Source organism: Runella aurantiaca, from assembly GCF_003339505.1.
In the GTDB taxonomy this organism is placed as follows: Bacteria; Bacteroidota; Bacteroidia; order Cytophagales; family Spirosomataceae; genus Runella; species Runella aurantiaca.
In genome coordinates this window covers 187,339-211,861 of record NZ_QPIW01000002.1, presented here as the reverse complement: position 1 = coordinate 211,861, position 24,523 = coordinate 187,339, and the positions used below count along the sequence as shown (strand labels likewise).

At 46.6% G+C, this 24,523-nt stretch carries 22 protein-coding genes and 1 pseudogene; 8 read left to right on the top strand and 15 right to left on the bottom strand.

Annotated elements, in window-relative coordinates:
- The first annotated feature begins 37 nt into the window (after positions 1 to 37).
- The 3 genes from DVG78_RS04090 to msrB all read left to right on the top strand — a co-directional run bounded on the left by DVG78_RS04090 (position 38) and on the right by msrB (position 3,160).
- The gene (locus DVG78_RS04090; RefSeq protein WP_114459789.1) at positions 38 to 1,747 is read left to right on the top strand and encodes an alpha/beta hydrolase; all 1,710 of its coding nucleotides are present in this window, start codon (positions 38 to 40) and stop codon (positions 1,745 to 1,747) included.
- A 74-nt stretch (positions 1,748 to 1,821) separates the two neighbouring features.
- Positions 1,822 to 2,436 carry a DUF1684 domain-containing protein gene (locus DVG78_RS04085; protein ID WP_114460033.1) on the top strand — a complete coding sequence of 205 codons (615 nt, stop codon included), beginning with the start codon at positions 1,822 to 1,824 and terminating at the stop codon, positions 2,434 to 2,436.
- A gap of 319 nt (positions 2,437 to 2,755) precedes the next feature.
- The gene (msrB, locus tag DVG78_RS04080) at positions 2,756 to 3,160 is read left to right on the top strand and encodes a peptide-methionine (R)-S-oxide reductase MsrB (protein ID WP_229598128.1); all 405 of its coding nucleotides are present in this window, start codon (positions 2,756 to 2,758) and stop codon (positions 3,158 to 3,160) included.
- An 88-nt stretch (positions 3,161 to 3,248) separates the two neighbouring features.
- Here msrB and DVG78_RS04075 read toward each other — a convergent pair.
- The 9 genes and pseudogenes from DVG78_RS04075 to DVG78_RS04035 form a co-directional block, all read right to left on the bottom strand.
- Positions 3,249 to 3,512 (bottom strand): annotated as a pseudogene (locus DVG78_RS04075) (transposase); the annotation flags it as partial.
- 165 nt (positions 3,513 to 3,677) lie between these two features.
- The gene (locus tag DVG78_RS04070; protein ID WP_114459787.1) at positions 3,678 to 3,878 is read right to left on the bottom strand and encodes a hypothetical protein; all 201 of its coding nucleotides are present in this window, start codon (positions 3,876 to 3,878) and stop codon (positions 3,678 to 3,680) included.
- 44 nt (positions 3,879 to 3,922) lie between these two features.
- Positions 3,923 to 4,681 (bottom strand): class I SAM-dependent methyltransferase, encoded by a 759-nt coding sequence (locus tag DVG78_RS04065; RefSeq protein ID WP_114459786.1) that lies wholly within the window; start codon positions 4,679 to 4,681, stop codon positions 3,923 to 3,925.
- 70 nt (positions 4,682 to 4,751) lie between these two features.
- Entirely contained in the window at positions 4,752 to 5,681 is a 930-nt protein-coding gene (locus DVG78_RS04060) for a hydroxypyruvate isomerase family protein (RefSeq protein ID WP_114067579.1), read from the bottom strand.
- Positions 5,682 to 5,762: 81 nt separating this feature from the next.
- Complete coding sequence (locus DVG78_RS04055; protein WP_114459785.1) at positions 5,763 to 6,308, bottom strand: PH domain-containing protein; 546 nt, start codon at positions 6,306 to 6,308, stop codon at positions 5,763 to 5,765.
- 30 nt (positions 6,309 to 6,338) lie between these two features.
- Positions 6,339 to 7,721 carry a sensor histidine kinase gene (locus tag DVG78_RS04050; RefSeq protein ID WP_114459784.1) on the bottom strand — a complete coding sequence of 461 codons (1,383 nt, stop codon included), beginning with the start codon at positions 7,719 to 7,721 and terminating at the stop codon, positions 6,339 to 6,341.
- A 37-nt stretch (positions 7,722 to 7,758) separates the two neighbouring features.
- Entirely contained in the window at positions 7,759 to 8,526 is a 768-nt protein-coding gene (locus DVG78_RS04045) for a hypothetical protein (protein WP_114459783.1), read from the bottom strand.
- 45 nt (positions 8,527 to 8,571) lie between these two features.
- Positions 8,572 to 9,621, bottom strand: a complete 1,050-nt coding sequence (locus DVG78_RS04040; RefSeq protein WP_114459782.1) for an AMP-binding protein — start codon at positions 9,619 to 9,621, stop codon at positions 8,572 to 8,574.
- 8 nt (positions 9,622 to 9,629) lie between these two features.
- Positions 9,630 to 10,091 (bottom strand): QcrA and Rieske domain-containing protein, encoded by a 462-nt coding sequence (locus DVG78_RS04035; RefSeq protein WP_199563190.1) that lies wholly within the window; start codon positions 10,089 to 10,091, stop codon positions 9,630 to 9,632.
- 176 nt (positions 10,092 to 10,267) lie between these two features.
- On the opposite strand from DVG78_RS04035, the gene DVG78_RS04030 reads away from it, so the two are divergent.
- Positions 10,268 to 11,896: a CotH kinase family protein gene (locus DVG78_RS04030; protein WP_158549961.1), complete on the top strand. Its 1,629-nt coding sequence runs from the start codon at positions 10,268 to 10,270 to the stop codon at positions 11,894 to 11,896.
- A gap of 4 nt (positions 11,897 to 11,900) precedes the next feature.
- On the opposite strand, the gene DVG78_RS04025 is transcribed toward DVG78_RS04030, so the two are convergent.
- Positions 11,901 to 12,350: a type I restriction enzyme HsdR N-terminal domain-containing protein gene (locus tag DVG78_RS04025; protein WP_114459780.1), complete on the bottom strand. Its 450-nt coding sequence runs from the start codon at positions 12,348 to 12,350 to the stop codon at positions 11,901 to 11,903.
- 80 nt (positions 12,351 to 12,430) lie between these two features.
- Between DVG78_RS04025 and DVG78_RS04020 the strand changes: the two genes are divergently transcribed.
- The gene (locus DVG78_RS04020; RefSeq protein ID WP_114459779.1) at positions 12,431 to 13,201 is read left to right on the top strand and encodes an AMP nucleosidase; all 771 of its coding nucleotides are present in this window, start codon (positions 12,431 to 12,433) and stop codon (positions 13,199 to 13,201) included.
- 83 nt (positions 13,202 to 13,284) lie between these two features.
- Here DVG78_RS04020 and DVG78_RS04015 read toward each other — a convergent pair whose 3' ends face one another.
- From DVG78_RS04015 to DVG78_RS04005, 3 genes are all read right to left on the bottom strand, one after another.
- Positions 13,285 to 14,625 (bottom strand): tetratricopeptide repeat protein, encoded by a 1,341-nt coding sequence (locus DVG78_RS04015; RefSeq protein ID WP_114459778.1) that lies wholly within the window; start codon positions 14,623 to 14,625, stop codon positions 13,285 to 13,287.
- 109 nt (positions 14,626 to 14,734) lie between these two features.
- Entirely contained in the window at positions 14,735 to 15,634 is a 900-nt protein-coding gene (locus tag DVG78_RS04010) for a 1,4-dihydroxy-2-naphthoate polyprenyltransferase (RefSeq protein WP_199563189.1), read from the bottom strand.
- Between the two features lie 307 nt (positions 15,635 to 15,941).
- Positions 15,942 to 18,866 (bottom strand): FAD-binding and (Fe-S)-binding domain-containing protein, encoded by a 2,925-nt coding sequence (locus DVG78_RS04005; RefSeq protein ID WP_114459777.1) that lies wholly within the window; start codon positions 18,864 to 18,866, stop codon positions 15,942 to 15,944.
- Positions 18,867 to 19,388: 522 nt separating this feature from the next.
- Here DVG78_RS04005 and DVG78_RS04000 point away from each other — a divergent pair.
- Complete coding sequence (locus tag DVG78_RS04000) at positions 19,389 to 19,814, top strand: hypothetical protein (RefSeq protein ID WP_114459776.1); 426 nt, start codon at positions 19,389 to 19,391, stop codon at positions 19,812 to 19,814.
- Here the strand turns inward: DVG78_RS04000 and DVG78_RS03995 are convergent.
- Both DVG78_RS03995 and DVG78_RS03990 read right to left on the bottom strand, forming a co-directional pair.
- Entirely contained in the window at positions 19,811 to 21,268 is a 1,458-nt protein-coding gene (locus DVG78_RS03995) for a UDP-N-acetylmuramoyl-L-alanyl-D-glutamate--2,6-diaminopimelate ligase (protein WP_114459775.1), read from the bottom strand. The genes DVG78_RS04000 and DVG78_RS03995 overlap by 4 nt on opposite strands.
- A gap of 144 nt (positions 21,269 to 21,412) precedes the next feature.
- On the bottom strand, positions 21,413 to 22,000 hold the full coding sequence (locus tag DVG78_RS03990) for an LOG family protein (protein WP_114459774.1): 588 nt from the start codon (positions 21,998 to 22,000) through the stop codon (positions 21,413 to 21,415).
- Positions 22,001 to 22,130: 130 nt separating this feature from the next.
- Between DVG78_RS03990 and DVG78_RS03985 the strand changes: the two genes are divergently transcribed.
- Positions 22,131 to 23,252 (top strand): XdhC family protein, encoded by a 1,122-nt coding sequence (locus tag DVG78_RS03985; RefSeq protein WP_114459773.1) that lies wholly within the window; start codon positions 22,131 to 22,133, stop codon positions 23,250 to 23,252.
- 4 nt (positions 23,253 to 23,256) lie between these two features.
- A complete protein-coding gene (locus DVG78_RS03980; protein ID WP_114459772.1) occupies positions 23,257 to 24,453 on the top strand; it encodes a molybdopterin molybdotransferase MoeA in 1,197 nt (398 codons plus the stop codon).
- The last annotated feature ends 70 nt before the right edge of the window (positions 24,454 to 24,523 follow it).

Genomic DNA, 24,523 nt, shown 5'->3' with positions numbered 1-24,523 from the left:
GTAAAATTGAGTAATCATCAACTTACAACTTATCAATATGCATCGTCTTCTACTGTTCGTATGTGCTTGTTGGGCTACCTTTGCCTCCGCCCAAACCCAGTTTTCTATTACTTTCCCAACGGCCAAAGGCGCTTCATTTGATGGCCGTCTGATGTTGTTTTTGGCAAAAGACAACAAATCGGAGCCGCGCTTTCAAGTAAGCGACGATGCCAATTCGCAGCAATTATTCGGTCAAAATGTGGACGGTTGGCAGGCTGCAAAACCTACCTTAATGGGTGCTTCGGCTTTTGGGTATCCCGTCAAATCCCTCGCAGATTTTCCTGCGGGCGAGTATTGGGTACAGGCACTTTTGCACAAATACGAGACCTTTAAACTCAAAACGGGCTACACCGTAAAGCTACCGATGGACCGTGGAGAAGGCCAAAACTACCGCACGGCTCCCGGAAACTTGTACTCAAAACCATTCAAAATCAAGTTTGACCCCAAAGCCAAGCAGGTGGTAAAAATCGTGCTTGATCAGGAAAATCCACCCATTGTTGAGCCCAAAGACACCAAATACATCAAACACATCAAGATTCAGAGTAAAATGCTGACGGAGTTTTGGGGGCGGCCTATGTATCTGGGAGCGCACGTGCTCTTGCCGCATGGGTTTGATGAGCATCCCGAAGCCAAATATCCGCTCTGCATCAATCACGGCCACTTTCCCGCCGACTTTGATGGTTTCAAAGAAACGCCGCCACCTGCCGATATGGACACGACTGATTATGTGGCGCGCTTTGGCGTTTATGGCTATAAAAAATTTGTATGGCAGGAGGCCTATAATTTGTATAAGCAATGGACGAGCAAGGATTTTCCGCGTATGCTTATCATTGAGATTCAGCACGCTACGCCGTATTACGACGACTCTTACGCGGTCAATTCGGCCAATATGGGCCCATACGGTGATGCTATTACGTACGAGTTGATTCCCGAAATTGAAAAACGGTTTCGCGGAATAGGCCAAGGTTGGGCGCGGTTTCTGTACGGTGGAAGTACGGGTGGCTGGGAAGCGCTGGCGGCGCAGGTATTTTATCCCGATGAATACAACGGCTGTTTTGCCGCCTGCCCCGACCCAATTACGTTTGAGGCCTACACGGTGGTCGATATTTACAAAGACGAAAACGCCTATTTTTTGCCTGGGGATTTCAAAAAAACGCCCCGGCCCGGAATGCGTAATTACCTCGGTCAGGTCAAATGTACCATTGAAGAAATCAACCAACGCGAACTGGCCATCGGCGACAATTCACGCTCTGGCGACCAATGGGATATTTGGCAGGCTACTTACTCACCCGTGGGTGAAAATGGGTATCCGAAACCGATTTGGGACAAGGCAACGGGCAAAATCGACCATTCAGTGGCGAAATATTGGTCAGAAAACTACGATTTAATGCACATTCTGAAACGTCAGTGGGCTACGGTTGGGAAGAAATTGCAGGGTAAAATCCACATTTACTGCGGTGATATGGACAACTATTACCTCAATAACGCTGTTTATCTCATGGAAGATTATCTAAAAACCACCAAAAATCCGCATTACGACGGTGAGGTAAAATACGGCGACCGCTTTGAGCATTGCTGGAACGGCGACCCCAATCAGCCTAACCACGTGACGCGCCTGCGGTACAATACAATGTATATCCCCAAAATCCTCAAACGCATTGAAGCGGGTGCTCCTGCGGGTGCTGATTTGAAGAGCTGGCGGTATTGATTTGCGTGAGTGGGATTGTGTTTTGCGATGCAAACCCACTCAAATTTAATACTAAAGAAAAGCCAAAAATCCTTATGAAAACAGTGGTTCATTGGTTGGTGTTTTGGGTAATGGTCAGTTACTGTGCAATGGCCCAGCAGGTCAGTACGTATGCCGATAGCTTGGAAAAGCACCGCGAAAACTACCGTCAGGATTTCTTAAAGAGTGCAGGCTCACCGCTCAAACAGGAAGATTTATCCTTTCTGCGGTTTTATGAAGCCAACCCTAAGTTTAAAATCCAAGCCCATTTTGAACTTACGCCCGATGCCGAGCCCTTCACGATGGCAACGAGCGATGGCAAAAGAACGGCTTATGTGAAGTTTGGGATTGTGAGTTTTGAGGTAAACAACAAAACGTATCAGTTGTCGGTATATCGAAGCCCTGCCCTGATGAAAATGCCTGATTACAGGGATTATGTGTTCATTCCTTTTCGGGATGGAACCTCGGGCAAAGAAACCTACGGCGGCGGGCGCTACCTTGATTTTCGGCTGAGAGATTTTCAAAATGGCCACGTGACGATTGATTTTAACAAAGCCTATAATCCGTATTGTGCATATTCTGATGGATACAGCTGCCCGATTCCTCCCCGAGAAAATCACCTAACGGTACGGCTAGAAGCGGGGGAGAAGAACTATGGGAGAGAGCGTTAGAGGCAGTTAAGAAAACTGAAAAATATAAAATGACAAATTTAAAATATTGACATTCAGTAAGTTACGACTTTAACAAAGGGGGTAGATTTTAAGCGTCCCTAACAACACAGCCCCTTGGTATGTGTTGTTTATGTAATGATTCGTTTCCTGATAGCTAAAGGCGTAGAAGCCTATCACGCAAATTCTTTGGAAAATAAGTGGCATACCAAAGACCGTTGATATGATAATGAGGATGGATTGCCGATGTTGGCTTGTTGGAATCTTTGTGCTTTTTATAAGCTGCAAAGGCGGGGTAAAAAAACACAATCACTATTTTTCGTTGACAGATACGACGGAGCTGCGCTTACCCAACAGCATTTGGGAGGACGTCTTGACCGATGGTGTTTACACAGTTACGCGTGAATCTTCCACCGAAATGCCTTATACCAACGAGTATTGGGATTTTAAAGGTACGGGTCATTACCATTGTGCCGCCTGCGGAAACCTCCTTTTCAGTTCGGACCATAAATACGACAGTGGCACGGGCTGGCCGAGTTTTTGGCAACCTGTAGAATCGAATCGGCTGCTTTTTCGGAAAGACTTTTCAGAACGGGAAGAACGCATAGAAGTGCGTTGTCGGCGCTGCGGCGGGCATTTGGGGCATTTGTTTTACGATGGCCCTGCACCCACGCGGCATCGATACTGTATGAATTCGCTGGCGTTGAAGTTTGTGGAGAAGCATTAGAAAAAAGGTGAAAAGGTAGGAAAAGTAAGTGATGAGATGAATTGCTAAACGTTTAAGTTGTCAATCAGTTTTTTGAGGTCCATCAAAATTATAAGCCTGATGCGCCTCGGATTTCCAAGGCATCGCTGATGACTCGCTTTTCCAACTCTAATTCTACGAACATTTTTTTGAGCTGTTCGTTCGCTTTTTCCAGTCCTCTCAGACGTTTTTTATCTTCATTATTTTGGATACCGAAACTCTCCTTCCACTTGTAAAAAGTCCCAGGACTAATTTGATGTTCCTGACAAATCAATTCCACCGTTTTACTCTTTGGGGAATCTACAATCGCTCTGCGTTGTGTTTCGCTGAATCTGCTGCTTTTCTTTGTTTTTTGATTAGAAAGTTTAAACTATTTTGATAGCTTTCTACTACAAAAGTGGTCTCTTAGCTACAGGGGTATGACAGGTACACGTTTTAGTTAAAATGCCTAAAAAATCAGCATAGCAAGGTAGATTTTCTGTTTTTCACCGAGCCTCATCTAATCGTATACAAACACACTGGTATCATCAAGAGGAATAGAAATAACCTGTTTGAGAGTTAGGTCTTTGTACGCCGCCACCACATCGTCAGGCAGGTCGGGGAGCAGAAAAACATTGCCCAACGCACTATTTATTAAGCAAAAAAATAATGAAGACTCTGCACCGGGTTTGGAATTAACATCAGAAGCAAACACGCTCATTTTAAAGTCAATAAGTTATTCAAATTAACCGTTTATACTGAAATTTACTTCTTCCAACACACATACACTTCCTCATCGGCCATGAGTCCGTAGCGTTTGTAGTCAAGTTCTTTGACGTAATCGCTTACTTCTACGCCGAAGCCCGCAATGGCGAGGCGATGGCGGTAGTCGAGGCCGTAGCGGCGTACGTGTTGGTGCGCCCCCGCAATGCGTTTGCGCTCTTCGGGGCTGAGGTCTTGGGTTTCGATGGTTTTGGGAAGGTGATTGTTAACCGCTCCCTGAATAACGGCGTAACCGTTGGGTTTGAGCACACGGTAAATCTCACGCATTCCGAGCGCATCGTCGGGTACGAGCTCAAAAACGTGGTTGCAGATAACGACGTCGAAGGTATTGTCGGGAAATTTGATGTCGGTCACCGACATGACGTGGTCGGGCATGACACCGATGGCGTCGATGTAGGTCGTCATCAAATCGGCGGTTTGGTAGTCGATATTGGAGTATTGTCGAATGACGTCGTGGAGGCACTTTTCGGGCGCAAAGTGCAGCACTTTTTTGGGCCCCTCAAAAAAATCCGTTTTATTTTTCAGGTACAAATACACCAACCGATGCCGTTCGAGCGACTTGCAAGTATAGCACAGCGCATTGGGGCGGTTGAAGGGGAGAAATTGACTATAAGTACTGCCGCAAATCGGACATTCGACCTCATTACCTAATCCATAAATGACAGCCCGAGTAGAAGCCTGAACGGCCCTAAGTTTTTTGCGACCTGTCGGGCCAATAATATTTTTGAGAAGTGATTTCATGCAGTAAAATTAACGATGGCGAGGTTTAAAGCCTCGCCATCGTTGAAGTATAGACCGCAAAGTTAGCAAATCATATCGTAAAACTATCCGACTCAATATATGCTTTGATTAGCGCTTCTTCGCCTTCTTTGCCGGGCTTTGAGTTGCCGTGTTCCATCCCGAAAATGAAGTTTTGGTTATTGGCCTTCATTTTGGTATAAATGTGCTTAAACACGTTTTTATAATTGATTTCTCCCGTAGTTGGCTCTTTACGGCCCGGGTTGTCACCGATTTGAAAGTACCCGATTTCGCTCCAACACCAGTCGATGTGCGGAATAATGTGCCCTTCTGTTTTCTGCATGTGGTAGATGTCAAACAGAATCTTACACGCGGGGCTATTGACGGCGCGGCAAATTTCGTAGGTCTGGTCAGATGTTTGCAGGAATAAATTAGGGCTGTCGCTCAACGGCTCCAACACCATTGTCAATCCGTGCGGGGCCAAAATATCCGCCCCGCGACGCAAAGCGTCAATCACATGGCCAGTTTGGATACCGATGGGGAGATTGCGCTCAAAATCGCCGGGTACAACCGTCATCCATTTGGCATTGCAACGCTTGGCGGTTTCTACGGCGCGTTTGCAACCATCCAGAAAAATATCAACGTGCGCTTGCTTACCCGCCGCCAAGGTATTCTGAGAATTTCCTCCTTTATCTACCACGAAAACGCCCATTGTCATGCCCAATTTGGCCAGTGTTTCACCAATTTTGGTTTGTAGTTCTACGGGTTTTCCCATCATGCCGTTGTCTTCCAAGGCCATGAAGCCATTGTCGGCCATGAATTTGAGCTGGTCGATGGGGTCTTTGCCAGCGCTGTTGCTAAACATCCCAAAGTGGGGAGCATACGCCAATTTAAAGTTATTTTTTGCCTTGGGAGCAGCCGTATTGAAAGCGGCAGCAGTGCCACCCGCCAACGTGGCTCCCGTAGCCGTAAGGGCAGATTTTACAAAGTCGCGACGAAACATAGTTGTGTCGTTTGGGAAGTTTGAGTGAATAAACGATTTGACTGCAAAAGCAATAGAGGGCGTTTTTCTAATCGAAACAAATTATTGAACGCGTTGGCTCTGCATAATGCCTTTAATATCAGCCAACAATTCTTTGATTTCCTGAAGCACGACTGCGTTGTCGGAAACGGGATTGGCAGGGGCCGTGTTTTTGGCCTGCATTCGTATTTGGCGTTGCGATAAAATCAAGTTACGCAGTTCCTGTGCGTTGAGAATACCCACCAGTTGCATATCATTGGCCTGACCTGCGCTTTGACCAGCCGTTTCAAATTTGAGGATACACAAATGAAAATACTTCAACAACGGCCCTTCTACAAAGGTCACATCCTGAATATTTTCCAACGGAATGGTTTTCTCCACCTGTACCAAAATCCCTTTTTTGAAGCGAATGGCGGTTTCGGTGAGTTCACATTCCAGCTTGTCGTAGTAGTGGCGGCTCCACCACTGGCCGACGCCCAAAAACCAAAATGGCAGTAGAATAATCCCGATAAAAGTAACGAAAAAAAGTGAGCCTACGTAAAGCACCATGTAGGGCTTAACGAGCTCATTGAATTGAGCTTTGAACACAGATTTGTCAGAAGTTTCCACAAGTATAGGGGTTAGTAAATTAGTTTATTGCTAAACGTGCGGTAATACTACCTCAAAAGTACTGCCTTTATCCAACTCACTCTGCAACCGAATCGACCCCCGATGCATATCCACAATCCGCCGGCAAACCGACAGTCCTATCCCGTACCCCCGAAAAGCAGTGGCGTTTTTGGCGCGGTAAAGCGGCTCAAAAATGCGCTGTTTTTCATCGTCAGGAATCCCGATTCCCTTGTCTATCACCCGAACAGAACAACTTTTATCGTTGAAACCAATGCGCACTTCCGCCCGTTTTTCGGAGGAATATTTACAGGCATTGTCAATCAGGTTACTGAAGACCGTTTTGAGGAGAGGACCATTGCCCAAAACAGTAATATCTTGCTCTAAATCAGGTATATCGTCAAAATCAATGTTTATCTGATAATCATTATGAAGGCTCAATAACTCCTCCTGCGTTTCAAAAATCAGCTCATCAAGCCTCACTTCCTGAAAACTGATAGAACGCTCTTTTTTTTCCGATTGCGCCAATTGGAGCAGTCCATTGGTCAACTGAATGAGCCGTTGGGTATCATTCAGCACCGAGCGCAGCACTTTACGGTATTCGTCGGGCGTGCGCTCTTCTTCCAATGAGACCTGAATTTCGGATTTCAATCCTGCCAGCGGTGTCCGCAATTCATGCGAGGCATTGGACACAAAACTTCGCTGTAAGTCAAACGACTCTTCGAGTCGCTCCAGCATTTGGTTAAAATTAATGGCCAATTGGGCAATCTCGTCTTGTCGATTCCCTTCATTGAGCGGTTTTCGAAGGTTATAGGCCGTGATTGTACTGATTTCCTTGTTCATCGCCGAAATAGGCTTGAGCGACTGCCCCGCAAAAATGAATCCCAACACAATGGTAATCAGCACCCCAAACAAAAAACTATAGACCAATGATTCTCGGAGTTTTTCGAGCTGAATTTTGCCCATGTAATCCTGCGCCGAAGCCATCACCACAAACTCCCCTTTTTCTTCATCTGTATACATCACGCCCACCACATCGAGGCTGTCGCGGGTGGTTTCGACGTACGTCCGCTCACGTACAAGTTTCAACAATTCAGGATTGTAGAAGTAATAAATTTCCAAACTATCCGCCTTGTAGCTGGCATAAAGAACTTTATTGTCGGCATTAAACATCAACACTTTCTCGGCGTATAGCTTAGAAAGCGTTTCTTGATCAATGAGTTTCAGCAATTTTGTATTGATTGGCCCTACTTTTATGAGCAAATTGGCATCCGTCAAAGCCCGGTCGCGCAGCCGCGCAAAAAACTCATCTTTGCGGTTTTGTTGGGCAATGTAATAAAACGACGCTGAGAATGTAGCCAAAATCAACGCGATGATGGCCGTAAACTGAAGCGCTATTTTGGTCCGGATTTTCATAAAAAATACAGCCGAAAGAATGTTGGGCAGTGAGGGGTTAACTCAATAATTTGCCAATCAGGTTTTTTAATTTAGGCAAAGTCGAAGCTCCTTTTCCAGGCTCCACCACCTGTTTATTGTACTCATACCACAATTCATCACCTGGATTAAAATACAGCCCATTGCGTTTAGGCTTCTGGGCAGCGGCGTTATCAGTGAGCCAATTGGGCGCATAAAGCACCTCCATCAAATGCGGCAATTCTTGCCACGGATAAAACCGGAGCGATGATTTGCCACCATCCACCACGCGTTTTATCTGCGCACTACGCGTCCGGAAAGAAGCCGTTACAATGGCTTCCACCGTTCCCTGCGCGGTCACGTCCAGAATGTGTAATTCAAAAGCGCGCTCTTTGCCCGACGTTTCGAAGATGGCCTGCAACAGCTCCTGCGCAAAATAATGCCAGTCGCTCAGGTTTTCGGGCTGGCCCCTCTGGAGTTTTTCGATTTGCCACTCCAAGGTCAAAAAATCCTGCTCATCGTCGAGCATGATTCCTCCCGAGAGGCGGGTTTTAGCCAACAATTTTTCCAACTCGCCGCGCCATACTTTGTCCAACTCCCCTTTCCAATGATAATCATCGTTGTCCGTAAATCCCTCGGCTTCAATCTCATCGGCATCCAGTTCGTCGCGGTGTGTGTACGTTAATTTCAAATCGACCTGTAAAAGCTCCGCCACGGGAGTAAGCGTTAAGGCATATTGGTATGAATAAGGCGGCGGCAGTTGAGCCGAGGTTTCAAAATGAAGGATGAGCTGACGAAACAATGACATTTTTCAGGGATTGATTGAGTGAATAATCGTCGCTTTTTCAAGTCTTTACAACGATTGGGTACTTGCAAAGGTAGCCCGTTTATCTACTTTTCCCGTGGGAGTTTCGCGAAATTTTTCCACCCTAATCAGCTCCTTGGGGATTTCGTAAGGGCTTAAGAGAGAGGTTAACGCTTTTTTTAAGGCTTCTACGTCCACCACTTCCGCGGTTTCAAGCACCAAAATCAATCGTTGGCCCAAACGCTCATCGGGCTTCCACCACGCAAAATACCGCTCTGCGCGATTCCATACCTGTTCAAACGCCCTTTCTACCTTCTCCAACTGAATTTTTACGCCGCCGCTATTGATGATGTTATCGGCTCGACCTACAATTTGAAACTGCCGCTCACCCGTAAATACGACCACATCATTGGTTTGCACCCATTCCCCGTTCGTCACATCACCACTGATTCGTAAACAGTTACGTTCATCAATCTCGGCTTCTATTCCCCTCAACAACTGGTACGATTTATCCGCTTCACTAGCCCCGTTTAGGCGTTGTAAAGCCACGTGCGACACGGTTTCCGTCATTCCGTAGGTGCTAAATACCGAAGCGCGCACGGTTTTGATTTTGGTCAATAAAGCCCCGCTAATCGCCGCCCCACCGACCAAAATCACCCTCAATGAATCAAGGCGTGACGGTTGACTCTCCAATAGGGTTTGGATTTGAAGCGGCACAAATGCCGCAAAATCAACGTTGATTTCTTCGGGCAACGCCTCAAACGGCTGCGAAGACGGTGGCACAAGGTACATCGTCAGGCCAATTTCCATGCCCCGCACGAGCATCATTGTGCCTGCAATGTAGGCCACGTTTAAGCAAACGAGCGCTGTATATCCTTCCTGCAAGCCCAGTGCTTGCGCAGTCATGCGGGCACTGGCCTGCATTTGAGCGCGCGTGAGCGTAATGGGCTTGGGCTGCCCAGTAGACCCCGATGTATGAAGAACAAACTTTGTTTCTCCCAACGCCCAATTACGACAAAACTCCCACGCCTGCCGAAAATACGGGTCACTAGGCGCGGGAGTGTGCAGAATTTTTGTGGGATGAATTTCGTAATGCATTCTTACATTTAAACAAAGACCTCAATCCCGCCCGTAGAGGTATCAAAGGAGGTTTTATACGAAGTAAGCGGCTTTGTGGCGGGGCCAGTCTGTACCGTCCCTCTATCCGTAAAAACCGACCCGTGATTTGGGCACACAAAGGTACTATTTGAACTTACATAATTTACGGGAGTTCCTTCGTGGGTACACGCCTGAGAGACCGCAATGACGGCTCCCTGCAAGGTACGCGCAATGATGATTCCCTTGTAGCGAATAAATCCACCAGCGGTACGGAGGGCGGTATAATTCGGGTCGTTGACATTCAGCGTAAAATCACTCGTCGGCGTTTCATCACCTGGTTTGGGATCATCGGTTCCTCCAGTACTGCACCCCGACAAACATTGTTGTAATACAATGGCGCCTACGCTTACCCCAACCAGTTTAAAAAATTCTTTCCGGTCCATTACCGTCGTTTTTTGCTGCGTAATCATTTGTTAATGAGTTTTATACATTCACGTTTTCAAATTAAACATTCTCTGTTTAAATGCGTTTAACAGTAACTTATTTTAAACAAAAACGATGCTGTTTCAACAAACAAAAGGTTGTTTTCTTACATTTATTCACTAATTACCTATGGAAACGTAAGGGGGCAAAAAAGATTGTAAAAATGAAAAAATTGATTGGATTGTGCGGTTGGCTGTTGTTTCAAGGCAGTATTTATGCCCAAGGTTTTTATTCTACCAACTTACCGATTGTGGTGATTGAGACGGAAGGACGAACCATTGTGGATGAACCCAAAACAACCGTCAAGATAAAAATCATCTACAACGGTCCCGACAAAATCACCTCCCTCACCGACGCCCCCAACGTGTACGACGGCTTTGCTGGTATTGAATTTCGTGGTTCCTCGTCGCAGATGTTCCCAAAAAAATCGTATGGATTTGAACTCCGCGACGCCCAAGGCGAAAACAAAGAAGTGGCGCTGTTGGGAATGCCCAAAAACGAAGATTGGATTTTGTTTGCGTCTTACAACGAGAAAAGCCTTATTCACAATGTGTTGGCAATGAAAATGGCTAATGATTTGGGAATGTACGCCAGCCGAACCCACTACGTAGAACTGGTCGTAAACGGTCGTTATGAAGGTATTTATGTATTGATGGAAAAGATAAAACGCAGCAACGGGCGGCTCGGAATCACCAAAATGTCGACCACCGACAACAGCGGCGATGCCCTAACGGGTGGCTACATCTTTAAAATCGACAAAACCACCGGCACGGGAGGAAGTGCGGGTTGGTACTCTCAAATCCCGCCGTTGAAAGCAAGTCGTGGACAACGTACACTGTATTTGTACGAGTACCCGAAGTTTGACGATATGACGGGTGAACAACGGCTCTATCTTCGAAACTACGTCACCACCGCCGAAGCAGCCCTCAACGGTGCCACATTTCGGGATTCCGTCAATGGCTATCGGCGTTATTTTGACCCACTTTCCTTTGCGCAGATATTTCTGATCAATGAAGCTTCCAAAAACGTAGACGGGTACCGAATCAGCAGTTTTTTTCACAAAGAACGCGACAGTAAAAAAGGGAAAATCAAAGCGGGTCCAGCTTGGGATTACGACTTGGCGTTTGCCAACGTAGATTATTGCCAGGGCAACCAAACTTACGGTTGGGCCTATCTTTACGGCGATATTTGCCCAGACGACAATTGGCTAATGCCTTTTCAGTGGAAACGCATGTTGGAAGACCCTTATTTTGTCAATACCCTTTACGGTGAATACAAACGGATGCGCGCAGGCCCATGGAAAACCGAACGACTAAATGCTTACATCGACTCACTAGCCACTACTTTACAATCCTCCCAACAGCGTAATTTTCAGCGGTGGCCCGTTTTGGGGGTATATGTTTGGCCCAACCCCAAGCCTGTCCCTACCACTTGGCAGGGCGAAATCAATCAACTAAAAAACTGGCTTTCAGCCCGACTAGCGTGGCTGGATGCCTCCATGCCCGGTACGCTGACGTCTATCGACCCTAGCCCGACGGCTACCGAAATCAGCGTAGAATTAGCCCCAAATCCTTTTTCAGAACAAGCTCGATTGGTGCTAAAAACCCCACGACCGATGGAGATATTGACGGAAGTATTTGACATAAACGGTCGGTTGCTGGATACCAAACTTCATTTTCTTGAACATGCCAACAACGAAATTTCGTTACCCGTAACGGGGCCTTCGGGCACGTACATTTTACGCATCCATACGCCCCGAGAAGTGGTTCAGAAAAAGCTGATGAAACGATAAACGGTTATTCGATGCCCGTCGCATAAGAAGGAATGGCATCCAACACAAAAGCCTGCCCGTCTTTTACTTCAAAAACAAAATAATCCATTCCGTTGCTTATCAATACGTAGCGGGCTTTCAAAATGGAATTGTAGCGGATCGCCTGTTCAAAAACCACGTCGTTGAGCGAGATGTGCGGAGCTTTGCATTCCACCAATAAAAAAGGGATCCCTTCGCGGTCATAGATTAAAATATCGGTGCGTTTGGCCAATTGGTGATAGGTTAACCCACTTTCAGTCCGAATGAGGGCTTTTGGAAAACGATGCTCGCCCATCAGCCAGTGCAAGACGTGTTGGCGCACCCATTCTTCGGGCGTAATCACCACGTATTTGCGCCGTATGATGTCGAAAATGTAGGGTTTTTCGCCGATTTTTGTAACTTTGTACTCAAAGGCGGGCAAATTTAATTGTACCATATTTTGCGGGATTTGTAAGACATTGATTCTTACAAATCTTTTTTTTAACCTATTCCTCCCGGAAATCAACGACAAAACTAATGAAAACCAAAGAAGAAATCGTAGAAAATTGGCTACCCCGCTACACAGGCACTCCGCTTGAATCGTTTGGAGAATACATCCTGTTGACCAATTTTATCAACTACGTCCAGATGTTTGCCGACAAATACAACGTAGAAATACAGGGTCAGGGCCGCGCCATGCAAACCGCCACAGCCAACAATATCACCATCATCAATTTCGGAATGGGTAGCGCCATGGCCGCCACGGTCATGGATTTGCTGTCGGCGGTTTCGCCCAAAGCCGTATTATTTTTAGGGAAATGTGGTGGCCTGAAAAAGACGCAAATCGGGGATTTAGTGCTCCCCATTGCGGCCATTCGCGGCGAAGGCACCAGCAACGATTACATGCGTCCTGAAATCCCGGCGCTACCTTCGTTTCGCTTACAACGCGCCGTTTCCTCCGTAATAAAACAACACGAATTGGACTATTGGACGGGCACGGTTTACACCACCAACCGCCGCATTTGGGAACACGACGAAGTGTTTAAAGATTATCTGCGCGAAATCCGTACCATGGCCATTGACATGGAAACCGCCACCATCTTTACGGTCGGTTTTGTCAATCAGATACCTCACGGAGCATTGCTGCTAGTTTCTGATAATCCATTGGTTCCAGAAGGGGTAAAAACCGAAGAAAGCGACAAAAAAGTAACCTCGACATTTGTGGAACGCCATCTGCAAATCGGTATTGATTCTCTCATTGAATTGGCCAGTTCGGGTGAATCAGTGAAACACTTACGGTTTGAGTAAAAAATTCGTTCGACCCATTCATAACAAAAGCGCAATCGGGGACTCCGATTGCGCTTTTGTTATATAAACCGTAAGCTTTGCTATTAATTACAATAATCGCTGATTACTTTATAGGCTTGCGTGTAGCCCAATTCGCCCGCTTTCGAGAGGTCCATGCAGCCGCTATTTTCATCGCCAAGGCTATGCTTGATTAGGCCGCGTACATAATAGGCTTCGGCGTATTTGGGGTTAAGTTTCAAAGCACTTGAACAATCCAAAACGGCACCGCGTTGGTCGCCCATCGCCGATTTTACCATTCCCCGCGTAAAATACGCTTCGTAGTAAGTAGGATTTAATTCAATGGCGCGGTTTAAGTCAACGATGGCACCTTTGCCATCTCCTTGTTTGTTTTTACCTACCGCTCTCGCAAAAAGCGCTTCCGAACGTTCTGTCGACAATTCATTGATTTTGTTGCGCTCTTGCACCACACCCCGCAATTCATCCAAAATAGCGCGCGTAATTCGTCCAGCATACACTACTTTCGAGTCCGTCGGTGTATTGTTAAGCTCAACCGCTTTGTTTAAATCGCTGATAGCATCGCGTTGGTTTCCCAGTTTACTTTTACAAAATCCACGGCCATAGTAGGCACGGTAATTTTGAGGATCGAGCGTGATAGATTGGTCAAAATCGGCAATGGCTTCTTCATATTTTTCTAATTTACTCCGCGAAAATCCTCGGTTATAAAACGACTCAGCTTCATCTGGTTTCAACTCAATGGCTTTTGAATAATCCGCGACGGAGCCATTAAAATCATTCAGTTTAATCCGAGCATATCCCCGACCTGCAAAAGCCGACGGGCTCTTGGGCGTGAGGTCAATCACCCGCGAAAAATCCGTTAGTGCGCTGGTAAAATCTTCGAGTTTCAATTTTACGTTTCCTCTGGCGTACAATGCACCCGCGTTGTTGGGCTCCAATTCCACCGTGCGGTTCAAATCTTGCAAAGCACCCCGGTAATTTTCAAGGCGCGACCGGTTGATTCCTCGCTGATAATATCCCTGAGAGTCATCAGGATTTAATTCAATAGACCTCGAAAAATCCTGAATAGCCGAACGAAAGTCATCTTGCTTTGCCTTGCTGATTCCCCGATACAAATAAGCGTCTGAATATTTAGGGTTAAGCTCAATCGAACGATCAAAATCCAAAATGGCGCCTCGGTTGTCTTTTAGGTTGGCTTTTGCCATAGCGCGATTGTAATAGCTGGGGGCATTTTCTGGACTCATGGAAATCGCCTGATTGAACGCCTGCAATGCCGACATAAAATCTCCCGCTTTACTTTTTGTCACTCCTTCTTCAAAAAACTCGGCTGCAGTTTTTTGGGCTTTTACAAGAGTTGGGAATACCAGAAACAGGGAAAAAACAAATAACAAAATAGGATTTTTTTTCATCGTAAAAGGGGTGAAATTAGAAGGTGAACAGGGATTCAGCCGTCAAAACTACCTAATTTTAAACGTCTTGCCAACTTGGCATCAAAATTATTTTCCAGTAAAAGACATACTAACCGACCCAATACCCTACTCCGAAAAGCACGACAAACAACAGAGTAGAGAGCGCCATTTGTTTTAAATAAGGGTCTAATTCGCGCGGATTTTTTAAGCGACTTACCGCTAAACCGTTACGAATAAATAAGGGGAAGCTCAACAAAAAAAGCCATTGAGGAAGGGCCTCGAAATGGAAAAATATATACAAAACACTGCATAACATTCCTCCCCCCAACAACAACCAATGATAGACAATCGCCCGCTCCCGCCCCAGCCTGACGGGTACCGAGCGCTTACCTGTCAACGTATCTGATTCAATATCACGGATGTTATTGATATTTAAGACTCCCACGGCAAACAAGCCACAACTCGTAGCCGGCAAAAACAACATCCAATCGAACGTTTTGGTATGTAAATAGTAAACGCCCAATACCCCCACCCATCCAAAGAAAATCAGTACCGACACATCTCCCAGGCCAGCGTATCCGTAGGGGCGCTTGCCCGCCGTGTAGGTGATTGCCGCAATAATGGCTAAAACACCCAATCCCAAAAAAGCCGCAAACGTTTGCCAAGTAGCATCTTTGAGGGCTTCATACAACAGCCCGATTCCACTCACCAGAGAAATTACGGAGAAAACGATGATGGCAGTTCGCATGGCATCTACCGAGATTGCTCCTGATTGCACCGTTCGCTGCGGACCTTGCCGGGCTTCGGTGTCTTTTCCGTTGACGGTATCGCCGTAATCGTTGGCAAAATTTGAAAGTACCTGCAAACAAATCGTGGTTACCACGGCCAAAATGGCAATGGTCCAACTGAATTTTTCGTGCGCTGCCGCCAAAAAACAGCCCATCAATATACTCGATAACGCTAAAGGCAGCGTCCGCAAACGTGCCGCTTCAATCCAAGGTTTTATCATTTAATGCACTCTTTTTAGTCTTTTGCCCTCAACGAGGGGTTTTTATTCAATTTTAAACTCTTAATTGTCAAACGTTTAACAATTAACTATTAACAATTCCCCCGCACTTTTTGGTGCGTTGTTTACAATTTCCTAATTTTGCAGCGGCAAATCGGAACTACCAGCTCCTGCTGAATCCCCCAGGTCTTGACCGAAGCAAGGGTAGGTGGTCGTAGCGGTGAGATTCTCGGTTTGCCATTTTTTGTTTTTATTCCGCAAATGTCGGCAAGGTTTCGGCACTCCCGTTTAAAACCTTGCCGACATTTTTTTATGCCAATGCTTCCCACAAAATCTCCACAGGATGTAGCGCTGTTCGCCCTGTACCATCGTGAATCTGGTGGCGGCAGCTCGTTCCGGGCGCGGCAATAATCACTTCTTCGGGTTGATTGCGAACCGTCGGGAATAATACCAATTCTCCGATTTTCATGGACAAATCGTAATGCTCTTTTTCGTAGCCAAAACTTCCCGCCATGCCGCAGCAACCACTTGGAATAAGGGTTACTTCGTAATTTTTGGGCAACGAAAGCATCTTTTTTGTCGGTACCATTGAGGCAATCGCCTTCTGTTGACAATGCCCGTGTAGCTTTATCTTTTTACTGTCGGCTGTAAACTGCTTGCTGCTTATTCTTTTTGCGTCCATCTCGCGCGCCATGAACTCATCAAACTGCAATGCATTTTGGGCCAATTGCTTCGCCGCCTCAATCAGTTCTTCGCTGACCAAGTCAGGATACTCATCCCGGAAGGTCAAAATGGCCGAAGGTTCAATGCCCACCAGTGGCGTTTGCTCGGTGATTAAATCCTTAAGCAGGCGCACATTTTGCTCCGCAATCTTTTTGGCATCTTTCAATAAACCTTTCGACAACTGAGGGCGCGCGCTTGGCGCATGGTCGGGAATGATAACTTCATAGCCCAGCTTTTCCAAGAGCTGAATGGCTTTTTTACCGATTTCAACATCGTTATAATTCGTAAACTCGTCGCAGAAAAGATAAACCCGTCGTTTTAGCGACGAAAGAGGTTGCGTCTCTGCAACGTGTTCTTTGAACCATGACTTCAGGGTTGTATCATGCAACAATGGCATGGTTCTATCAGGATGAAAACCAACCACTTGATTGGCAATACGGCGCAACGGAGCATTCTTAAAAATCAAATTATACGCCCACGGAATGTAACTGGCAATACCCGTCATTTTGGAGAAATTCCCCACCAGCCATGACCGCATCGGCACGCCGTTGATATCATAATATTGCTGCAAAAACTCCATTTTTAGCTTCGCCACATCTACGTTTGACGGGCACTCGCCTTTGCAACCTTTGCAGGCCAAACAGAGGTCATATACCTCTTTGATTTCTTTATGGTCAAAGCGGTTGGCTTTGTCGGAACGCGTCAAAAATTCGCGCAGCACGTTCGCTCTGGCTCGCGTGGTATCTTTCTCGTTGCGGGTTGCCATAAAGCTCGGGCACATGGTCCCACCGCTGAGCTGCGTTTTACGGCAGTCGCCTGAGCCATTACACTGCTCGGCGTGTTGTAATACATTTTGGTCGGGATAACGGAAATAGGTCTTAAACTCTGGCGTTTGCTGCCCCGCCTCGTAGCGCAGAAACGTATCCATCGGCGGCGTTTCTACAATTTTGTTCGGGTTAAAGATATTGTAAGGGTCCCACGTATGTTTGATTTCTTTAAACAACTCGTAGTTTTTGGGGCCCACCATCTGCGGAATAAACTCCCCCCGCAAACGCCCATCGCCATGCTCGCCCGACAGCGAACCGTCGTATTTTTTAACCAAGGTCGCAATCTCCTCCGCAATCATCCGAAACTGCGCGTGGCCCTCTTTGGTCTTGAGATTAATGATGGGTCGCAGGTGAATTTCACCCGAGCCCGCGTGGGCATAATGCACCGCCGACATGCCATTTTTGTGCAGAATCTCGTTAAAATCACGAATATACGCGGGTTGGTCGTACACGTCTACGGCCGTATCTTCGATGACCGCAACGGCTTTTTCGTCGCCGGGCAAGTTGGCCAAAAGCCCCAAACCCGCTTTGCGAAGCGTCCAGATTTTCTTGGTATCGTCGGCATGAAGCAACGGATAATGAAACCCGATGCCTTCTTTTTCAAAATCCGCAATCAATTCGGCAGCAACGGCTTCTACTTCTTCTTTGGTATTTTGCGAGACATCTACCACTAAAATAATGGGAAACGAACCATTGGTCTTCCGCTTCACAAAGAAGGCATTTTTGCTCTGTTCGGGATTCTCAGCCGCGCATTCCAGAATATAGTTATCAATCAACTCTACCGCCTGAGGCTTGTATTTGAGCGCCGTAATGGTAGAGCGCAAGGCTTCGTCGATGGTATTAAAATGCGCACACACCAAGCCCTGGGCTTTGGGCGGTGGCGGAATAATGTTGAGCTTTATTTCGGTCAAAAAGCAAAGCGTTCCTTCCGACCCTGCAATCAAACGACACATGTTAAACGCTGGACCATCTTCCGTAAACGGCTGACAATCCAACAGCATATCCAAGGCATAGCCAGTATTTCGGCGCTCAACGGATTTTTTGGGGAAATTCTTTCGGATTTCCGCTTGATTTTCAGGATTCGAGAGAATATCGAAGGTTTTAGCATAAATAGCCCCTTCAAGTCCTTCTTTAGGTAACGCTTGAGAAGCCAAAGAGTTAAAAACGACTTCGCTCCCATCGGCCAGCAATGCCTTCACTTCCAATAAATGTTCGCGGGTAGAGCCATAAACCACTGAATTGGAGCCGCAGGAGTTATTGCCCACCATCCCGCCAATCATGGCGCGGTTGGCGGTAGAGGTTTCGGGACCAAAATACAGGCCATAAGGCTTAAGCGCCATGTTGAGTTCGTCCCTAATCACGCCCGGCTGCACGCGAACCCAACGTTCTTCTGGGTTGATTTCCAGTATTTTGGTAAACGTCCGCGACACATCGACCACGATGCCGTTCCCTACAACTTGCCCCGCCAACGACGTTCCAGCGGTGCGCGGAATGAGCGACGTGCGATGTTTGCGCGCAAAGGAAATCAGCGTTTTGAGGTCTTCGATATCTTGGGGAATAGCCACGGCGTGCGGCATTTCACGGTACGCCGATGCATCAGTGGCATAAAGCGTACGCATCGTGCTGTCGTAATGAAGTTCGCCTTTGAGGCGTTGAGCTAATTCAGAAAGTGGTAGGTGAGTCATTGGTGAGCTTTCGAAATCTTCAGCGAAAGCACAAATTTACGACCTCTGTTTTTGTTATGCTAATTTGATTTTAAACGTAGGCAATTGAAATGCCATCAGTAGGGGAAGAATAAAAAACAAAAGCTCCGACTTTAGAAGATCGAAGCTTTTACAAGAACAGATATAACACATAAACGCCGAAGCCTTTGAAATAGTTTTAGGTTTGAAAAATAGCTTTGTAATTTTTCGCTTTTATCAGGATTTCTGATAAATTATCGGAAAACCGATAATTACGCCTATTTTTTGGCAAAAATACGCATACCGCTTATCCGCTAATTCGGCAACAAAAGGAATCAAAATTTCTTAGTGAGACTCCTACCCCCATATGAGCCAAAATCGTTATAGGCTATTTGCAAAGTGAGTTTTCAAATAGGTATTCGGTTTTTATGAGTATACTTTTAGCACCTTACAGAGCGTTCTAAAACAAGCCTTTGCATAAGAATGAAGTAATCTCTTTTTTGTTATCATCTTAGCTCCTTATCTATGAAAAAGACTGTCTTTACTTTTCTGTGTATATTGATTTTGATAGGATGTAATCTGGAAAATCACTCTATTAGCCCAATTTGGCTAACTGGTTCTTGGAAACTAACTGAATTCAAACCTCATCCTGACAGTAGCTGGAGGCCCGAAAACAACCAGAAATTCATCATTCAGTTTCGTCTCAATGGTACCATACAATATAAAAACTCAGATAATTTTTATCTACGTTTCCCATTTGATGGAGGCTGGTGCAACAAAGCTGAAAGATATGACTTAGTAAAAAACCGAATTTATCTTCAATTTGGTAAACCAGGGTGTATTCCATTTATTGACCCAAAAACCCCTAGGTTTGGCGTTATTTCAGAACTTTCAAGAAAACAATTAGTTATTGATTGGTGGGGTAGTTCTTTTATGTTTGAAAGAGATTAACCCTCAAATGCCTCCCTCAACTCCTCCCTATCATCAAAATGGTGCTTTACGCCCTTAACCTCTTGGTAGGTTTCGTGGCCCTTGCCTGCTACCAAAATGATGTCGTGCGGCTGCGCCAACGATACCGCATAACGAATGGCCGCGCGGCGATCTTCGATGACTTTCATTTTTTTATAATCTACGGGCGAGATTCCTACTTCCATCTGCGCCAAAATCTCCATCGGCTCTTCGTTGCGCGGATTGTCGGACGTAAGAATCACGCGGGTGCTCAATTCTCCCGCAATACGCGCCATTTCGGGACGCTTAGTAGCATCACGATTTCCGCCACAGCCTACGACAGTAATCACCTGCTGGTCGCCCTCCCGAAGTTCATTGATGGTTTCCAATACATTTTGAAGGGCATCGGACGTGTGGGCATAATCCACAATTCCTACGATGGCATCCGCGCTGACGACTTGCTCAAAACGGCCCGGCGGCGGTGTAATTGCCGATAAAGCCGTAAGAACCTGCTCTTCGTCCTCCCCCAACAGCAACGCCGCACCGTACACCCCCAACAGGTTGTAAGCGTTGAATTTACCAATCAATTTAAACCAAACTTCTTTGCCATCGATTTCCATTTGAAGACCAAAAAGGCTATCGGAAAGCAGCTTTCCTTTGAAAGTTGCGATGGTTTGGAGTGAATAAGTTTCTTTGCGGGCGGCGGTATTTTGCACCATTACCCCGCCACGGCGGTCGTCGATATTGACGAGCGCAAAAGCGTGTTTGGGCAGCTGGTCAAAGAAGCCTTTTTTGGCTTTGATGTAATTGTCAAACGTTTTATGAAAATCAAGGTGATCATGAGTGATGTTGGTAAAAATACCGCCCGAAAAAAGTAAACCCGCAATGCGCTCCTGCGCCACGGCGTGAGAGCTCACTTCCATAAAACAATGCGTACAGCCACGCCGTACCATTTCGGCCAATAACTCATTGATTTTGACCGAGTCGGGCGTGGTGTGCGTGGACGGAATAACGTCATCGTCAATTTGGTTTTGCACCGTTGAAAGCAGCCCCACACGATAGCCCAATTGCCGAAATAGCTTGAACAAAAGCGTCACGGTCGAAGTTTTACCATTGGTACCCGTTACGCCCACCAACTGGAGTTTTGACGAAGGATTATCGTAAAAATTGGCCGCCAAAAGGCCCATCGTACGGGCAGAATCTGCCACATGAATGTACGTGATTCCATCGGCCAAATCAGCGGGTAAGTCTTCACACAAAATCGCCGCCGCTCCCATTTCAATCACTTTTGGAATAAACTGATGTCCATCTACCTGTGTGCCTTTTTGAGCCACAAACAACGACCCCGCTACTACGCGCCGCGAATCAAACTCAATACCCGTTGGTTCGATACCAGTATTTCCAATCACTGAAATGACTGGAACACCCGCCAATATTTCCTGAAGCGTCTTTGACATGTTTAACTGCGTTCTTTATGGTTTTAAAAAAAACGAGGATTTGAGAATCCTCTGGGTTGGTTTTGAGAAACCAACCGCACTAACTTAACTTGCGGCACGGGGCGGCCCGTCACTCCTCGCTACTGGATTCTCACTTCTGTCTCCTCACTTCTCCCGCTGAATATTCTTCAGCTCCAACTTACTTTCTTTGCGCACAAAGGCCTGCATTTTATCCAATAAATCCTCAATATTGTCGGCCACAATCAGTAAATCGCGGTTTTCAGGTTTAAGAAAACCTTCTTCTACCATCACCTCTAGGTGCGCCAACAAGTTGTTGTAAAAACCGTTGTAATTAAGGACGCCTACCGGCCCATGAAAAATTTTTAACTGAGCCCAGGCCAAAATCTCAAACATTTCGTCGAGGGTTCCGTAGCCCCCCGGCAAATTAATAACGCCATCCGACAACGACACCATCTTGGCTTTGCGCTCGTGCATGGTATCCACAAAATGAATTTCGGTCAGCGTTTGGTGGGCTACTTCCAATTCTGCCAAAAAATTAGGAATAATGCCCGTTACCTGTGCGCCACCCGCCAACGTGCCGTCGGCCACGGCCCGCATCAGGCCGAGGTTGCCGCCGCCGTACACTAAATTAATGCCCCGTTTGGCCATGGCCAGACCTACTTCCGCAGCCAATTGGAGATATTCGGGACGCTTGCCCGCGTTGGAACCACAATACACAACGATTGATTTCATGTTTGAAAGAATATGCTTTTGAGCGCAAATATCGGGAACGAATTTGACCAATACTAACGGAGGTCATTGCTGAAAGGAACGAAAAAACTATTTTTGTTGTGAATCTGACAAGATAGATTTATACAAAAGCATGAAAGAGCTGAAAGCAATCATTAACGCCTACGATCACTTAAATCCTAAAAAAACCAAAGCGGCCATCGCAACCGTGGTGCGCGTTGAAGGCTCTTCTTACCGCCGCACGGGCGCACGAATGCTGGTCATGGACGATGGCGTGTGGGTGGGCGGTATCAGCGGCGGCTGTTTGGAGGGCGACGCCCTCAAACGCGCCCGGCTGGCCATGGCCAAATCTCGGCCGAGTTTGGTCACCTACGATACCACCGAAGACGACCAACACCAAATCGGCGTGGGATTGGGCTGCAATGGCGTCATCGACGTACTGCTTTCGCCTTTAGAAATCGGAAACCCCAACAATCCCGTTGAAATCCTGAAAAGCTGCATGGCCGAACGCCGTCAAACGCATATTTTACTGACCATCATTGGTTTGGAGGATGAATACAATGATTTGCGCGCGGGAACCATGGTTCGCTATACTGGGCCAGCAAGCCTGAATGTGTTTGGGAACAATGACTTACAGCAAACCATTGAAAAAACGATTCATAATTTTGCTCAAAAAGGCCGCTCACGACCCGCTACCTTTAGCCTTACCGACGGACGAGAAATAGAAATATTCATTGAAATTCTCCCTCCCGAAGTTCACCTTGTTTTGATGGGGCACCAATACGACGTGCTGCCGTTGGCACGACTGGTCAAAGAAATCGGGTGGCGGGCCACGGTGGTGGCCAATCCGCAGAAAATCATGCAGAAGCTCAGTTCCGTGGCCGATGCCATTGTTACTCCTGCCGAGTTTGATTCGATTCTCATCGATGAGCATACTGCCATCATTTTGATGTCGCATGATTTCAAAACCGATAAATACAATTTACCCAAAGTCCTGAAAACGGCCGCCGCGTACGTCGGAATGCTGGGGCCACGCGTACGTTCTGAAAAGATATTTGACGAACTGGCCCAAGAAGGAATTGAGATTTCAGAAACCGATATGGAACGCATCCACGCCCCTGTCGGTTTGGACATAGGTGCCATTTCGCCCGAAGAAATTGCCCTGTCCATTGTCGCCGAAATCCGGGCCGTTTTCTCCGACCGTACTGGCGCGGCTTTGCGCCTACGCACAACCCCCATTCACGAAAGAGACTGATTTTATGGAATTAACCACCGTTACGGAAGCCACCCGCATCATTTTAGAAAACAGCATTGATTACGGTACGGAATACGTGCCCTTTACCGACGCTCACCAGCGGGTGTTGGCAGAGCCGCTCGTAGCCGACCGCGACTTTCCGCCGTTTGACCGCGTCACGATGGACGGTATTGCTATTCAATGGCAAAGTTATGCCAATGGGCAACGGACTTTCCTAATTGAAAGCACCCAAACCGCTGGCGAAACACAGCATACACTTTCGGACTCCAACGCTTGCATTGAGGTAATGACGGGTGCAATGTTGCCCATCAACACCGACTTAGTGATTCGGTACGAAGATTTTACCATTAAAGACGGCATTGTTCATCTCAACGCTGACGTTAGAGAAGGACAAAACGTGCATTATCAAGGCGAAGACCGCCGAGCGGGCACTGCTATTATCCAACCTCACACGCTTTTGGGTCCACCCGAAATCGCGATTGCCGCCAGCGTCGGGGCGGTCCATGTTCCGGTCAAAAAGTTGCCTTCGGTGGTCATTATTACTTCGGGAGACGAACTGGTTGCGGTAGAGCAAATACCCCTGCCCCACCAAATTCGCAGTTCAAACGTGCATTGCATAGCCACCCTTTTGAAAGACTACCGCATCAACGTTGATTTTGTTCATATTCCCGACGATTTGTCGGCTACCCAACAGGCCATCCAAAACGCCCTTACCCAGTACGACGTGCTGATTTTGTGCGGGGGAGTGTCGCAGGGCAAAAAGGACTTTATTCCTAAAGCACTGCAAACCGAAGGGGTCGAAAAATATTTTCATAAACTCAGCCAACAGCCCGGCAAACCGTTTTGGTTTGGCCGCAAAAACAACAACGTCGTTTTTGCTCTGCCTGGCAACCCCGTCTCTTCTTTTGTCTGCGCTCGTCGGTATTTTATTCCGTGGCTACGCAAGTCATTGGGGATTCCGGCAATGGATAATATCTATGCTGCACTAAGTGACGATTACGTATATAATTCACCCCTTACCTACTTCCTCCAGGTACAATTGTTTCAGGAAGGAGCAACGTTGATGGCTCGTCCCCTAACGGGTCACGGCTCTGGCGATTTCGCAAATCTTATTGATAATCAAGGATTTTTGGAGCTCCCCAAAGAAAAAAATGAATTTAAAAAAGGAGAAATACTCCCAATATGGCGATATGGATATTGAATATGATTTTTAACAGATACCGCTTGATAACTATTTCAAAAAAAGTAGCCTGAAAATTTTGAAGGGACAA